This is a genomic window from Streptomyces colonosanans, assembly GCF_001866645.1.
In the GTDB taxonomy this organism is placed as follows: Bacteria; Actinomycetota; Actinomycetes; order Streptomycetales; family Streptomycetaceae; genus Streptomyces; species Streptomyces colonosanans.
The window spans coordinates 1-14,174 of record NZ_MLYP01000065.1 but is presented as its reverse complement, the minus strand read 5'-3'; the positions used below and the strand labels follow the sequence as shown (position 1 = coordinate 14,174).

12 protein-coding genes are annotated in these 14,174 nt (G+C 70.8%); 7 read left to right on the top strand and 5 right to left on the bottom strand.

Annotation, left to right across the window (positions count from 1 at the left end; genetic code table 11):
• From BIV24_RS24645 to BIV24_RS24635, 3 genes are all read right to left on the bottom strand, one after another.
• Entirely contained in the window at positions 1–831 is an 831-nt protein-coding gene (locus BIV24_RS24645; protein ID WP_079168501.1) for a hypothetical protein, read from the bottom strand.
• An 11-nt stretch (positions 832–842) separates the two neighbouring features.
• Entirely contained in the window at positions 843–1,241 is a 399-nt protein-coding gene (locus BIV24_RS24640) for a hypothetical protein (protein WP_071368625.1), read from the bottom strand.
• Positions 1,242–1,451: 210 nt separating this feature from the next.
• A complete protein-coding gene (locus BIV24_RS24635) occupies positions 1,452–2,831 on the bottom strand; it encodes a type III PLP-dependent enzyme domain-containing protein (RefSeq protein WP_071368624.1) in 1,380 nt (459 codons plus the stop codon).
• A 185-nt stretch (positions 2,832–3,016) separates the two neighbouring features.
• Here BIV24_RS24635 and hutU point away from each other — a divergent pair, with 185 nt between their 5' ends.
• Genes hutU through hutI form a run of 4 tightly spaced genes read left to right on the top strand, consistent with a single transcriptional unit; the run spans position 3,017 to position 8,431 of the window.
• Entirely contained in the window at positions 3,017–4,681 is a 1,665-nt protein-coding gene (hutU, locus tag BIV24_RS24630; RefSeq protein ID WP_071368623.1) for a urocanate hydratase, read from the top strand.
• Positions 4,678–5,895, top strand: coding sequence for an allantoate amidohydrolase (locus BIV24_RS24625; protein WP_071368622.1), 1,218 nt, complete (start codon positions 4,678–4,680; stop codon positions 5,893–5,895). The genes hutU and BIV24_RS24625 overlap by 4 nt, the downstream gene beginning before the upstream one ends.
• Positions 5,892–7,226: a formimidoylglutamate deiminase gene (locus tag BIV24_RS24620; protein WP_071368621.1), complete on the top strand. Its 1,335-nt coding sequence runs from the start codon at positions 5,892–5,894 to the stop codon at positions 7,224–7,226. Before BIV24_RS24625 ends, BIV24_RS24620 begins: the two co-directional genes overlap by 4 nt.
• 35 nt (positions 7,227–7,261) lie before the next feature.
• Positions 7,262–8,431 carry an imidazolonepropionase gene (hutI, locus tag BIV24_RS24615; protein WP_071368620.1) on the top strand — a complete coding sequence of 390 codons (1,170 nt, stop codon included), beginning with the start codon at positions 7,262–7,264 and terminating at the stop codon, positions 8,429–8,431.
• A gap of 83 nt (positions 8,432–8,514) precedes the next feature.
• Here the strand turns inward: hutI and BIV24_RS24610 are convergent, their stop codons facing one another.
• On the bottom strand, positions 8,515–9,420 hold the full coding sequence (locus BIV24_RS24610; protein ID WP_071368652.1) for an RNA polymerase sigma factor SigF: 906 nt from the start codon (positions 9,418–9,420) through the stop codon (positions 8,515–8,517).
• A 247-nt stretch (positions 9,421–9,667) separates the two neighbouring features.
• Between BIV24_RS24610 and BIV24_RS24605 the strand changes: the two genes are divergently transcribed.
• Positions 9,668–10,036 carry an STAS domain-containing protein gene (locus BIV24_RS24605; protein WP_071368619.1) on the top strand — a complete coding sequence of 123 codons (369 nt, stop codon included), beginning with the start codon at positions 9,668–9,670 and terminating at the stop codon, positions 10,034–10,036.
• Between the two features lie 253 nt (positions 10,037–10,289).
• Positions 10,290–10,832: an ATP-binding protein gene (locus tag BIV24_RS24600; protein ID WP_071368618.1), complete on the top strand. Its 543-nt coding sequence runs from the start codon at positions 10,290–10,292 to the stop codon at positions 10,830–10,832.
• Between the two features lie 265 nt (positions 10,833–11,097).
• On the opposite strand, the gene BIV24_RS24595 is transcribed toward BIV24_RS24600, so the two are convergent.
• Entirely contained in the window at positions 11,098–12,603 is a 1,506-nt protein-coding gene (locus BIV24_RS24595) for an oligopeptide:H+ symporter (RefSeq protein WP_071368617.1), read from the bottom strand.
• Positions 12,604–13,139: 536 nt separating this feature from the next.
• Here BIV24_RS24595 and BIV24_RS24590 point away from each other — a divergent pair.
• The gene (locus BIV24_RS24590) at positions 13,140–13,817 is read left to right on the top strand and encodes a response regulator transcription factor (protein ID WP_071368616.1); all 678 of its coding nucleotides are present in this window, start codon (positions 13,140–13,142) and stop codon (positions 13,815–13,817) included.
• Positions 13,818–14,174: the final 357 nt, after the last annotated feature.

The following is a 14,174-nucleotide window of genomic DNA, read 5'->3' as shown; positions in this document are numbered from 1 at the left end:
TCAAAGGGCCTCCAGCGCATCCCTGAGCCTCTTCAGCAACGTGATGTGGGGATCGGCGTGAGGCAGCGTCGGTTCGGTGGGGGCGGGTGAGGTGCCGCCGCCCGCGGGCTCGGCCGAGGGCCGCCCACCGCCCACACCGCTGGGCGCTATGACGCCCGCCGCGGCCAGTCGCCGTACGTCCACCAGCGTGTGGAAGGCCGGGCGGCCGAGTGCCCGCGAGATGTCCGCCGCCGTGCGTACGCCGTCGATCCGGTCGAGCACCGCGCTCTGGCGGGGGGTGACCGTCAGCTTCGCGGGGCGGGCGGCACGGACGAGGGGGGCCTCGTCCGTCGCAGGGTCGGGCCAGATCCCGTGGAGCAGTTCGCGGCGGCGCACTGTCTCGCGTTCCAGCGCGGCCACCGGGACCGGATGCACGGGGCCCAGCCAATGCGCCTCGCCGTACCGGAAATGGACCGGGGCGCTGCTCGGGCCGAGGACGAAGTACGCCGCGTCGTACAGCGCCCCCAGATGGCACAGTTCCAGCGCGCCCTCGCCGATGCGGCCGCTGTCGACCAGGAACCGTCCGACCCGTTGCCGCGCCCCCGCCTGTGCGACCGCCTCCCGCCAGCCGTCGGCGTCGAGCGTGCCGCGCGTGATGAGCAGAGCGTCGAGGCCCGGGGTCGCGGGGCTCTCGGCGTACACCACCTGGCCCTCGGACAGGTAGAGCATGCCGCCTTCGCGCATCAGCACTCCGGTGGCCCGTTCACCGGCAAGCCGGTCGAGCATGGGAGAGAGGCCGGCGCTCGGGATCTGTGCCCGCTGCCGTAGGGGCAACGGGGGCGGTGAAGGCATCCTGACCGTCGTCATCCCAGCACCAGCCGTCCGGCCATCTCACCGAGCCGGATACGGGCGAGGGCCAGGTTGCCCTCCTCGCGGGCCAGCCACAGATGCAGGAAGACGCTGCTGTCGAAGGTGGTCGGGACGAACCGCAGCAGGTGGTAGCTGTCCCGGTTGGCGATGATCAGATCCTCGACCGGGCATGCGTTCTCGGACCAGTCGGCGTCTCCCTCCGGGGCGAACGCGCGGTGCTCGGCGGCCAGCCGGGCCAGTTCCGCCGCTTCCGCCGCGGTCCTCTCGTGGTCGCCGCCTGGTGAGTCCCCGACCGTGCCCAGGGCGAGCCCGCTGGTCCAGTCGACCACCGCGGCGCCCCGGGCACCGGGCAGTCGCATGGCTTCCAGCAGGCACTCGTCGATTCCGGGCACCGTCGCTCCCCTCCCACCTCGGGTACGGCTGAGTGACGCCGAGGCTACGCAACGTGTGCGCAAGGGGGTGAGGCTTCTGGCATTTTCCAGTGGGACATGCGCCGGGTTACTAAAGTGAGTCGATTGACCTTGATTACAAGGGTGTTGGGGATCACCGGGGCGTGCGCGGACCGACGTGCGGGTCCGCGGGCTGGGGCGTACGGGGCACGGTCACAGGGCCGTCAGCGCGCCCGTGTGCTCCCCGCCCGACTCCGCCACGATCTCCTCGACCGTCTGCGGCTTGCGTACGAGGGCGAACCGGATCCCGCCGTCCTCGCCCGGCGCGTAGCCGTACACTCCCGGCCGCGCCAGGGAGTTGTACGCGTAGTGGTGCGCGAAGTAGTACGCCCCGGTGTCCAGTGCCGCCGCGTAGTCGCCCTGCTCCAGGAGCGGCAGCCTGCGCCCCTCGGCCAGCAGGTCGCCCGCGAAGCACGCCGGTCCCGCCACGTCCTGCACCACCTCGGGCCCCTTCTTCGGGTGCCCTTTCGCGTCGTACGCCGCGATCCGCAGCGGCCAGGACGCCGGCGCGTACACCGTGCGGGTCGCCACCTGGACGCCCGCGTGTGTGACCGCGACGGCCCGGCCGCCCGCGCTCTTCGCGTACTCCACCCGCGCCACCACGGTCCCGTGCTTGGCCAGCAGCGACCGTCCGAACTCGGTGACCAGCCCGTACCGCCCGTCGAACAGCCCCGGCACCGCCTCCGCCAGCAGTCGCGCGTACTGCGCGTAGGTGGGTGTCGTGACGTCCGAATCGAAGTTCACGTGCAGCCCGCCGCCGATGTCGATCGTGTCGATCTGCCGGCGCCCCACATGCCGGTTGATCTCCTCGGCGAGCGTGTACGCCTCCGCGATGCCCCGTGCCATCAGCGACAGCGGCATGCCCTGCGAACCGGAGTGCGCGTGCAGCCGCGTCAGCCACGGCCGCTCGGCGTAGGCGCGCACCACCCACGCACGCGCCCCCTCGTCCCGCAGCGCCACTCCGAACTTGGACGTCGCCGTCGCCGTCGACAGCGCCTCGATCGAACCGGCCCCGATCTGCGGATTGACCCGGATTCCCAGGGGGGAGTCCGTCCGGGTCGTACGGACGAGGCCGTCGATCCGCTCCAGCTCCTGCGGGCTGTCCGCGTTCACGGCGATGCCCAGTGCCAGCGCCTCCCGCAACTCGGCCGGTGTCTTGGCGGGCGAGTCGAGGACGGTCCGCTCCGGCGCCACCCCGGCCGCCCGGGCAAGGGCCAGCTCCCCGGGGCTCGCCACCTCAGCGCCGATCCCGGCCTCGCTCAGCAGCCGCAGCACCGGTACGAGCGGGGTCGCCTTCACCGCGAAGGCGTGCAGCACTGGCGTGCCCGGTGCGACCACTGCGTCGAAGGCCGCCCGCAGCTCCGCCGCCGAGTCCCGGATGCCGACGACGTCCAGGAGGCCGACGATGGGAGCGCCCGGCCCCAGCAGGCCCTGTTCGACGGCGCTCCGTACGGCCTCGTCCCGGCGCGTCACCCGTCCGATGTCCCCCGGATGCCCGGTCCCGGCGGCCGGCCCCGCCCCGTTGTCCTTCATAGTCACCGCGTCCCCCGTTCCCGTGTCAGCTTCTGCGGACATGCATCCAGCCAAACATCCCTGTCGCCGTACCGCTGGCACACCGACGTATTGACTACTTCTATTCACGTCGCCAGGATGTGAATAACAACTTCACTAGTCCGCGCGCCGTCGGCCGCGTGCGGCCGTCCATCAGGAGGCAGACCATGTCAGGACCTCGCCCTGTCCGAGCGCCGCGCGGTACGGAACTGAGCGCCCTGGGATGGCAGCAGGAGGCCGCTCTGCGGATGCTGCAGAACAACCTCGACCCCGAGGTCGCCGAGCACCCCGACAAGCTCGTCGTCTACGGCGGTACCGGCAAGGCCGCGCGGGACTGGCGCTCCTTCGACGCGATGGTCCGCACGCTGCAGACCCTCAAGCAGGACGAGACGATGCTCGTCCAGTCCGGCCGTCCCGTCGGCGTGATGCAGACCCACGAGTGGGCGCCGCGCGTCCTGATCGCCAACTCCAACCTGGTCGGCGACTGGGCCACCTGGGAGGAGTTCCGCCGCCTGGAGGCCCTGGGCCTGACCATGTACGGGCAGATGACTGCCGGTTCGTGGATCTACATCGGCACCCAGGGCATCCTTCAGGGCACCTACGAGACGTTCGCCGCCGTCGCCGCGAAGAAGTTCGGCGGCTCGCTGGCGGGCACGATCACGTTGACCGCGGGGCTCGGCGGCATGGGCGGCGCCCAGCCGCTCGCCGTCACCATGAACGACGGTGTCGCGCTCTGCATCGACTGCGACCCGCGCGCCATCGAGCGCCGCATCGAGCACCGGTACCTCGATGTGAAGGCCGACTCCCTGGAGCACGCCCTCCAGCTCGCCGTCGAGGCACGCGACGCGCGCCGTCCGCTGTCCATCGGTGTCCTGGGCAACGCCGCCGACCTCGTCCCGCAGCTGCTGGCCATGAGCGCCCCCATCGACATCGTCACCGACCAGACCTCGGCCCACGACCCGCTGTCGTACCTGCCGACCGGTGTCGCCTTCGAGGACATGGCCGACTACGCCGCCAAGGACCCGGCCGGCTTCACCACCCGCGCCCGGGAGTCGATGGCCCGGCACGTGGAGGCGATGGTCGGCTTCCTGGACGCCGGCGCCGAGGTCTTCGACTACGGCAACTCCATCCGTGGTGAGGCGCAACTGGCCGGGTACGAGCGGGCGTTCGCCTTCCCCGGTTTCGTGCCCGCCTACATCCGGCCGCTGTTCTGCGAGGGCAAGGGCCCCTTCCGGTGGGCGGCGCTGTCCGGCGACCCGGCCGACATCGCCAGGACCGACCGGGCGATCCTCGACCTGTTCCCCGAGAACGAGTCCCTCGCCCGCTGGATCAAGTTGGCCGGCGAGCGCGTCCACTTCCAGGGCCTGCCCGCCCGTATCTGCTGGCTCGGCTACGGTGAGCGGGACCGGGCCGGCGAGCGGTTCAACGACATGGTGGCCAGTGGTGAACTGTCCGCGCCGGTCGTCATCGGCCGCGACCACCTCGACTGCGGGTCCGTCGCCTCGCCCTACCGCGAGACGGAGGCGATGCTCGACGGCTCCGACGCCATCGCCGACTGGCCGCTATTGAACGCCATGGTGAACGTGGCCTCGGGTGCGTCGTGGGTGTCCGTCCACCACGGCGGCGGGGTCGGCATGGGCCGTTCCCTCCACGCCGGGCAGGTGACGGTGGCCGACGGCACGAAGCTGGCCGGGGAGAAGATCCGGCGGGTCCTCACCAACGACCCGGGCATGGGCGTCATCCGGCATGTCGACGCCGGATACGACATCGCCGAGTCGGTGGCCCAGGAGCGGGGCGTCCGCGTCCCGATGCGCGAGGGTGACGACGCGTGACCTTCCACAGCATGTGGGCGGAGCTGCTGCCGATCGGCCGCAGCTCCGCCTCCGGCGGCTACCGCCGTTTCGCCTGGACCGGCGCCGACGTCGACTGCCGGGCCTGGTTCAAGGAGCAGGCCGAATCCCGCGGGCTCGCCTACGAGGTCGACCGGAACGGGAACCAGTGGGCCTGGCTCGGGGATCCCGCCGCGGGGGACGCCGTCGTCACCGGATCCCACCTGGACTCCGTCCCGGACGGCGGTGCCTTCGACGGACCCCTCGGGGTCGTGTCCTCCTTCGCGGCCCTCGACGAACTGCGGGCGCGGGGTGCCGTGTTCGACAGGCCCTTCGCCGTCGTCAATTTCGGCGACGAGGAGGGAGCCCGGTTCGGGCTCGCCTGTGTCGGATCCCGGCTGACCTCCGGGCAGCTCACCCTCGAGACGGCGCACCGGCTGACCGGCGCCGACGGCGTCACCCTGCCGCAGGCCATGGAGGCAGCCGGCTACGACCCCGACGCCATCGGAGCCGATCCCGAGCGACTCGGCCGTATCGGCGCGTTCGTCGAACTGCACGTCGAGCAGGGACGCGCCCTCGACCTGAGCGCTGACCCCGTGGGCGTGGCCAGTGCCATCTGGCCGCACGGCCGGTGGCGGTTCGACTTCCGGGGCGAGGCCAACCACGCGGGCACGACACGGCTCGTCGACCGCCGCGACCCCATGCTGTCCTACGCCGAGACCGTCCTGGCCGCCCGTCGCGAGGCCGAACGCGTCGGCGCCGTCGCCACCTTCGGCAAGCTCGCCGTCGAGCCCAACGGCGTCAACGCCATCCCCTCCCTGGTCCGCGGCTGGCTCGACTCCCGCGCCGCCGACCAGGAGCGCCTCGACACCGTCGTCGGCGGTATCGAGAAGGCGGCCCGCGCGTACGCGGACACCTACGGCGTCGAACTCGACGTCGTCCGCGAGTCGTTCACCCCCGTCGTGGAGTTCGACCACGCCCTGCGCGACGAACTGGCCCGCATCCTCGGCAAGGACACCGGCCTGACCGTGCCCGTCCTCGGCACCGGAGCGGGACACGATGCCGGAATCCTCTCCGCGAGCATCCCGACCGCCATGCTGTTCGTGCGCAACCCCACGGGCGTCTCGCACTCCCCGGCCGAGCAGGCCGCCGAGGACGACTGCCTGGCCGGGGTGACCGCACTCGCCGACGTACTGGAAGGACTGGTGGGCAGGTGACGCGGACGTACTGGCTGGAACACGCCTGGCTCGACCCCGCCGTCGAGCCGGGAGTCGTCCTCGAAGTGGCCGGCGGCCGCATCACCGCCGTCCGCACCGGCGTCGCCGCCCCGCCCCCCGGCGCCGAGATCCTGCGCGGACTCACCCTCCCCGGCCTCGCCAACGCCCACTCGCACGCCTTCCACCGCGCCCTGCGCGGCACGGTCCAGGTCGGCTCCGGCACCTTCTGGACCTGGCGCGAGGTCATGTACGCGGTAGCCGGCCGGCTGACCCCCGAGACGTACCACGCACTCGCCCGTGCCGTGTACGCGGAGATGGCGCTGGCCGGCGTCACCGCCGTCGGTGAGTTCCACTATGTGCACCACGCCCCCGGCGGCACCCCCTACACCGACCCCAACGCCATGGGCGAGGCCCTCATCGCCGCCGCGGCCGAGGCCGGTATCCGCATCACCCTCCTCGACACCGCCTACCTCTCCTCCGGCTTCGGGCAGCCGCCCACCACCCACCAACTCCGCTTCTCCGACGGCACGGCGGAGGCATGGGCCGAACGCTGTTCAGTTCTCAAGGAACGGGATCACGCACGGATCGGTGCGGCCGTCCACTCCGTACGGGCCGTGCCGGCAGGGCAGTTGGCGACGGTGGCGCGCTGGGCCGAGGAGCGGCGGGCCCCGCTCCACGTCCATCTCTCCGAGCAGACGGCGGAGAACGACGCCTGCCAGGAGGCCCACGGCTGCACCCCGACGCGGCTGCTGGCCGACCACGGTGTCCTCGGACGGCGCACCACCGGTGTCCACAACACGCACCTCACGGACGAGGACATCCGGCTGATCGGCTCCACCGGCACGGGCACCTGTATGTGCCCGACCACCGAGCGGGACCTCGCGGACGGCATCGGCCCGGCCGTGGCCCTTCAGTCGGCCGGTTCCCCGCTCTGCCTCGGCTCCGACAGCCACGCCGTCATCGACCTGCTCGAAGAGGCACGCGCGATGGAGCTCAACGAGCGGCTGCGCACCCGCACACGGGGCCACTGGACGGCGGCGGCTCTGCTGCGGGCGGCATCCGCCGACGGGCACGCCGCGCTCGGCTGGCAGGACGCGGGCGCCCTGCAGCCCGGGGCGCTCGCCGACTTCACGACGGTCGCGCTGGACTCGGTCAGGACCGCGGGGCCGCTGCCGCGGCTGGGCGCCGAGACGGCCGTATTCGCCGCGACGGCAGCGGATGTGCGGCATACGGTCGTGAGCGGCCGTCACGTCGTCCGTGACGCGGCGCACGCCCTCGTACCGGACGTGGCGCGGGCGCTGGCGGACGCCGTCGCTGCCCTGCGCGCCTGACATCCACCCCCACTCCGGCCACCCACGAGGAACACATGAGCAGCACGGTCATCACCAACATCGCCAGCCTGGTCACCAACGATCCCTCCCTCGGAGGCTCTGCTCTCGGACTGATCCAGGACGCGGCCGTCGTCATCGACGGCGACCGCGTCGTGTGGACCGGTGAATCCAGCAAAGCACCCGCCACTGACAACCGGGTCGACGCCGGCGGCCGGGCCGTGATCCCGGGCTTCGTGGACTCCCATTCCCACCTCGTCTTCGCAGGCGACCGCACGCAGGAGTTCAACGCCCGTATGTCGGGCCGCGGCTACTCGGCGGGAGGCATCCGCACGACCGTGGCGGCGACGCGGGCCGCGACGGACACGGAGCTGGAGGCGGGTCTCGTCCGCTACCTCGCCGAGGCCCTCCGCCAGGGCACCACCACCCTCGAGACGAAGTCCGGCTACGGCCTCACGGTCGAGGACGAGGCACGCGCTCTGCGCATCGCCGCCGCGCACACGGACGAGGTCACCTACCTCGGCGCGCACATCGTCTCCCCGGACTACGCCGACGACCCGGCCGCGTACGTGGCGCTGGTCACCGGCGAGATGCTCGACGCCTGCGCGCCGCACGCCCGGTGGGTCGACGTCTTCTGCGAGAAGGGCGCCTTCGACGGCGACCAGGCGCGCGCGATCCTCACCGCGGGCAGGGCGAAGGGCCTGCACCCGCGCATCCATGCGAACCAGCTGTCGTACGGTCCGGGCGTACAGCTCGCCGTCGAACTCGACGCGGCCAGCGCCGACCACTGCACGCACCTGACGGACGCCGACGTGGACGCGCTCGCGAACAGCCGCACGGTCGCCACGCTTCTGCCCGGCGCGGAGTTCTCCACCCGCGCCGAGTGGCCCGACGCCCGCCGTCTCCTCGACGCGGGCGTCACCGTCGCCCTGTCGACCGACTGCAACCCGGGTTCGTCCTTCACGTCCTCGGTGCCGTTCTGCATCGCGCTGGCCGTACGGGACATGCGTATGACCCCGGACGAGGCGCTCTGGTCGGCCACGGCGGGCGGAGCACAGGCCCTGCGCCGCACGGACATCGGACGCCTCACCCCGGGCGCGTACGCGGACCTGGCGATCCTCGACGCACCGAGCCACGTCCACCTGGCGTACCGGCCGGGCGTACCGCTCGTCAGCGAGGTGTGGCGGCGCGGCCGCAGGGTCGCCTGACGCGCCTGGTGCCCGGCCGAACCGACTCGGCCGGGCACCAGGCGGGCGGTGATCGTCGGCGACGGCCCGTCACCGCCGGGCCGTCATTCCTCGACCGTGAGCCCCCTCCGCAGCCGCACCAGTGTCCGGGACAGCAGCCGTGACACGTGCATCTGCGAGATGCCCAGCTCGTCGCCGATCTCCGACTGCGTCATGTTGGCCACGAAGCGCAGGGACAGGATCTTGCGGTCGCGCTGCGGGAGTTCGGCGATCAGCGGCTTCAACGACTCGACGTACTCGACGCCTTCGAGCTCGTGGTCCTCGTACCCGATGCGGTCCGCGAGCGCGCCCTCGGAGTCGTCCTCCTCGGGCTGCGCGTCGAGCGAACTCGCCGTGTAGGCATTCGACGCCGCCATGCCCTCGACGACCTCGTCGTTCGAGATGCCCAGGCGTTCCGCCAACTCCGCAACCGTCGGGGCGCGATCGAGCTGCTGGGCGAGTTCGTCGCCGGCCTTCGCGAGGTCGAGACGGAGTTCCTGCAGCCGGCGCGGAACGCGCACGGACCACGACGTGTCGCGGAAGAAACGCTTGATCTCGCCGACGATCGTCGGCATCGCAAAGGTGGGGAACTCGACGCCCCGGCTCAGTTCGAAGCGGTCGATCGCCTTGATCAGGCCGATCGTGCCGACCTGGACGATGTCTTCTATGGGCTCGCTGCGCGAACGGAAGCGGGAGGCCGCGAACTTCACCAGGGCCAGGTTCAGTTCGACGAGCGTGTTGCGGACGTACGAGTATTCGTGCGTGCCTTCTTCGAGCGACTCCAGCCGTTCGAAGAGCGTCTTGGACAGGGCCCGTGCGTCCACCGGCCCCACCTCGTCGTAGGGGGGAATCTCCGGAAGTCCGGCGAGTGCGTCTTCCGTCGAACCGTCCACGAGGTGGTGGTCCGGTCGTTCCGGAGGGGGAGCCGACGTCGCCCTCTGGGTCTGCGATGCGTCGAGCCGGGGTGACATGATGTCCTCCATCGTTCTCGGCATATGGCCGCCGATGCCAATACGTGCTGTGCGGTGTGCGGCGCCTCCGAAGCCGGCCGTGTCGAGTGGGTGTCCCTACTAGCCCTACCCGGTTTCACAGGCCTGCCGCAAGTGTGTTCTGCGGTGAAATGTCCAAATTCATAGGGTTGTTCGGGTGTCCGGGGGGTGGGGAAGGCGTAGTGTTCGGGGGCGTCCATCAACAGCCACGACGGTCGGGAGAGACGGCATGGACCGCGGGATGGTCGGCAGCGCACAGTCGGGCCGGCTTCTGGTCGAAGTGCGGCAGGAGGGCACGAGCGCCGTCGTGACCCCGGCGGGTGAGTTGGATCACCACACCGCCGATCTGCTGCGCGAACCGCTGGAAGACTGCCTTGTGAGAGGGCTCTCACGCCTGGTCGTGGACTGTTCACGGCTGGATTTCTGCGACTCCACCGGGCTGAACGTCCTGCTCGGCGCCCGGCTGAAGGCCGAGGCCGCAGGCGGCGGGGTCCATCTGGCGGGGATGCTGCCGGTGGTGGCCCGGGTCTTCGAGATCACCGGGGCGGAGGCCGTCTTCACCGTCCACGAGACGCTGGACGCGGCCCTGACCGAGTAGCGCGGGGCGGGGCGTGCGCCCAGCGTCCCTGTGTGACCGGCGCGTTACGCGTGTCACAGTCAGCCGACCCAATCCATGAGTGTTCCAGCGGTGCGGTCGGGCAGGAGACATGCTGAACCTGTCGGCAGTCACGGCGAAAGCCGCGACGAAAAGACCCCACGCGAACGGCACGAGCAACAACCGGCGGATACGCCGTCGATCTTCGTACTGAGTCTTGAATCGTGAACTGGTGAATCGGTGAGGTGAAGCGCTGATGAGCACCACCCGGCCCCACTCGCCGGGCGACCGCGGCCCCGAGCCCAGCGGCGCTTCCGGGACGCCCGCGGGGGATGCGTCCGACGAGGATGCTTCCTCCGGCGTGCCCGGTGAAGGAGAGCCCTCCTCCGGCCGGCAGGCCCGCAGACTGAGCTTCGACGGTAAGGGTGGAGTCGTCCCGCTCGCCCGGGACTTCACCCGCCAGGCGCTCTACGCGTGGGGCTGGTTGCCCGCCGCCGGCGCCGAACGGCGGGCCGCCGCCGAGGATGTGCTGCTCGTCGTGTCCGAACTCGTCACCAACGCCTGTCTGCACGCCGAGGGCCCGGACGAGCTGTGGATCGGGTGCGACGGCAAGGTGCTGCGCATCGAGGTGACCGACAAGGGCGCAGGCCAGCCCGCGCCGCGCAGCCCGCACCGCGTCGGACGCCCCGGCGGCCACGGCATGTTCATCGTCCAGCGCCTCTGCCTGGACTGGGGAGTCGTACGGACCCCCGGGATCGCCGGCAAGACGGTCTGGGCGGAACTCGGAGCGCCCGCGTAACGCGCGCCGCCCGCGTGGAGCGTGGCGCCGCCTGCCCGCTCGGGGCGCTGTTCGCACGCTCTGCCGCACGTACAGCACGACATGCGCGCCGGATCATCATGGATCCGGCGCGTACTGTGTCTTCCCTCCACACGACCCCGGGTCCGGTTCCGGGAAGCCCGCGCGGCACTGAGCCGGTCTCAGGAGAACACCGGGAAACGCCCGGAGGGCCACCGCATCCGAAGATGCGGTGGCCCTCCGTGGGCTCAGCCGGGCAGGTGAGGCCTCAGTTGATGTCGCCCATGAGCTTCTTGACCTTGTTGCGGTACATCCACACCGCGAATCCGGCGACCACGGCGAGCACGGCCTCCAGGGCGACGAAGCCCCTCTTGTCGAGGTTGACCCCGCCGACGGCCGGGTTCGACAGCAGGGCGGTGATCGAGTCACCCGCGGTGACCGCGAGGAACCAGACGCCCATCATCTGCGAGGCGTACTTCTTCGGCGCCATCTTCGTCGTCACGGACAGACCCACCGGCGACAGCGTCAGCTCACCGACGGTCTGCAGGAAGTAGATGGCGACCAGCCACAGCGCCGCGGCCTTGTGACCGCCGTCGGCGATCGCCAGCGGGGCGAGGAACACGAAGAACGACGCACCGACCAGGACCAGACCCGACGTGAACTTCACGATCGAGCTCGGCTCCTTGCCGCGCCGGTTCAGCGCCAGCCACAGCCAGGCGAAGACCGGGGCCAGCGCCATGATCAGGACCGGGTTGACGGACTGGTACCAGGAGACCGGGAAGTTCCAGCCGAAGATCGTGTTCTTGGCCGACGAGTCGGCGAAGAGCGACAGGGTCGAACCGCCCTGGTCGTAGATCATCCAGAAGACGGCGGCGGCGGCGAAGAACCAGACGTACGCCCGCACCTTCGACCGCTCTTCGCCGTCCAGGTCCTTGTCCCGCAGGATCCGGGCGATGACCAGGATCGGCACGATCAGGCCGATGACGGTCAGCGGGATCAGCGCCCAGTTCAGGGTGAAGTGGCCGGAGAAGCCGACGATGCCGTAGAAGACCGCGGCGACGGCGAGCCAGAGCAGGCCCTTGCGCAGCGTGGCGGACTTCTCCTGGGCCGACATCGGCGTGGGCACGACGTTGCTCTGCTCGCTCAGGTGGCGGCCGCCGAGCAGGTACTGGCCGAGGCCGAGCGCCATGCCGACCGCGGCGAGCGCGAAGCCCAGGTGCCAGTTGACGTTCTCACCGATGGTGCCGATGACCAGCGGTGCGACGAAGGCGCCCAGGTTGATGCCGATGTAGAAGATCGTGAAGCCACCGTCGCGGCGCGCGTCGTCCGGGCCGTCGTAGAGCTGGCCGACCATCGTCGAGATGTTGGCCTTCAGCAGACCCGAGCCGATGGCGACCAGGCCGAGACCGGCGAAGAAGGTGCCGGCGGGCGGCAGGGCCAGCGTGAGATGGCCCAGCATGATGATGACGCCCGCCACGGCGACCGTCTTGCGGGGGCCGAGGACACGGTCGGCGAACCAGCCACCCGGCAGCGCCAGCAGGTACACGAGGGACAGGTACACCGAGTAGATCGCGGTCGCGGTGGCCGCGTTCATGTGCAGGCCGCCCGGCGCCACCAGGTACAGCGGGAGCAGGGACCTCATGCCGTAGTAGGAGAACCGCTCCCACATCTCGGTCATGAAGAGGGTGGCCAGGCCGCGGGGGTGGCCGAAGAAGGTCTTCTCGGAACCGGGGGTGCCCGGTTTGACCGAGTCCTTCGTCAGGCTGGACGCCATGGTCGTTCCTTGCTGGTCGGGACGCGCTGCAGGAGCGGTGCGCGCCCGGTGGGGGAAGGCCGGCACCAGCGGTATCGGTCGTCCACCCCACGCCCAGGGGTGTCCGCCCCGGTTCACGGAGCGGTGGACGGCGACCACTGGGATCCACGCCCTGCGCGCGTCGTTGCGTGCGAGGCCCGGCTACAGGTCGTTCTTGTCAGGGCTGGAGATGGACCAGCCCGCACGCAAAAGAGACCTTCAGCGTCTTGTGCTCGCCAAAGGTCTCCAATGGTGCTACAGGCGTTCTGGTCACCATACGGCATGAGTGCAGCGGATATGGAAGAAGTTGAGACGTGAATCACAGGTGATTCCGGAACCGCGGACACCTATTCGAAGGTCCCAACCGGGATGGCACCTAACAGCCGCAGGTGCGACTCGGCACCCGTGGCAAACGGGGGCGCGACCGCTTCTTCGCAACCCAAGGTAAGAGCCGGTGTGCGCCGATCACACCTGCCTTCACACCCTTGCGCCCCGCGCAAGCGGACTACCATCACCCCATGACCCGTGTACTGCTCGCCGAGGACGACGCGTCCATCTCTGAGCCGCTGGCCCGTGCCCTTCGCCGGGAGGGTTATGAGGTCGAAGTGCGTGAGGACGGACCCAGCGCACTCGACGCCGGAATGCAGGGCGGCGTCGACCTGGTCGTGCTGGACCTGGGGCTGCCCGGCATGGACGGCCTGGAGGTGGCCCGCCGCCTGCGCGCCGAGGGCCACACCGTCCCGATCCTCATCCTGACCGCGCGCGCCGACGAGGTGGACACCGTCGTCGGCCTGGACGCGGGCGCCGACGACTACGTCACCAAGCCCTTCCGGCTCGCCGAGCTGCTCGCCCGGGTCCGGGCCCTGCTGCGGCGCGGCGCCACCGAGCCGGCGCAGCCGCCCGCCACGCACGGGGTGCGCATCGACGTCGAGTCGCACCGCGCGTGGATGGGCGACGAAGAGCTGCAGCTCACCGCCAAGGAGTTCGACCTGCTACGCGTCCTCGTCCGGGACGCGGGCCGGGTCGTCACACGTGACCAGCTGATGCGCGAGGTCTGGGACACGACGTGGTGGTCCTCCACCAAGACCCTGGACATGCACATCTCCTGGCTCCGCAAGAAGCTGGGCGACGACGCAGCGAACCCGCGCTACATCGCGACGGTACGGGGCGTGGGCTTCCGCTTCGAGAAGAGCTAGTGCCCCCACAGGCAACGTTCGCCCCGTCGTGACGCCCGGCACGCTCCCCCAAGCTCTTCGAGCAGGGGGTATCCCCGCTCGCCGCACCCGCCGAAAGCCCGAGTACGTCCAGTACGAGGGCTTCCGGTCGGCACGCCGGTGGGGCACCGCCCGCGCGAGCGAAGCCGAGCGTGGGGGAACGCACCGGACGCCGCTCCTTGACGGGCGAACATTGCCTGCCGGGGCACTAGTGCCGCAACAGGCAACGTTTGCCCCGTCGCGACGCCCGGCACGCCTCCCCCAAGCTCTTCGAGCAGGGGGTACCCCCACTCGCCGCGCCGACCGAAAGCCCAAGTACGTCCAGTACGAGGGCTTCCG

Bases quoted from the DNA above. Each gene is read 5' to 3' on its own strand.
- BIV24_RS24645 (WP_079168501.1), bottom strand. From the start codon at position 831: ATGCCTTCACCGCCCCCGTTGCCCCTACGGCAGCGGGCACAGATCCCG.
- BIV24_RS24635 (WP_071368624.1), bottom strand. From the start codon at position 2,831: ATGAAGGACAACGGGGCGGGGCCGGCCGCCGGGACCGGGCATCCGGGG.
- hutU (WP_071368623.1), top strand. From the start codon at position 3,017: ATGTCAGGACCTCGCCCTGTCCGAGCGCCGCGCGGTACGGAACTGAGC.
- hutI (WP_071368620.1), top strand. From the start codon at position 7,262: ATGAGCAGCACGGTCATCACCAACATCGCCAGCCTGGTCACCAACGAT.
- BIV24_RS24610 (WP_071368652.1), bottom strand. From the start codon at position 9,420: ATGTCACCCCGGCTCGACGCATCGCAGACCCAGAGGGCGACGTCGGCT.
- BIV24_RS24605 (WP_071368619.1), top strand. From the start codon at position 9,668: ATGGACCGCGGGATGGTCGGCAGCGCACAGTCGGGCCGGCTTCTGGTC.
- BIV24_RS24600 (WP_071368618.1), top strand. From the start codon at position 10,290: ATGAGCACCACCCGGCCCCACTCGCCGGGCGACCGCGGCCCCGAGCCC.
- BIV24_RS24595 (WP_071368617.1), bottom strand. From the start codon at position 12,603: ATGGCGTCCAGCCTGACGAAGGACTCGGTCAAACCGGGCACCCCCGGT.
- BIV24_RS24590 (WP_071368616.1), top strand. From the start codon at position 13,140: ATGACCCGTGTACTGCTCGCCGAGGACGACGCGTCCATCTCTGAGCCG.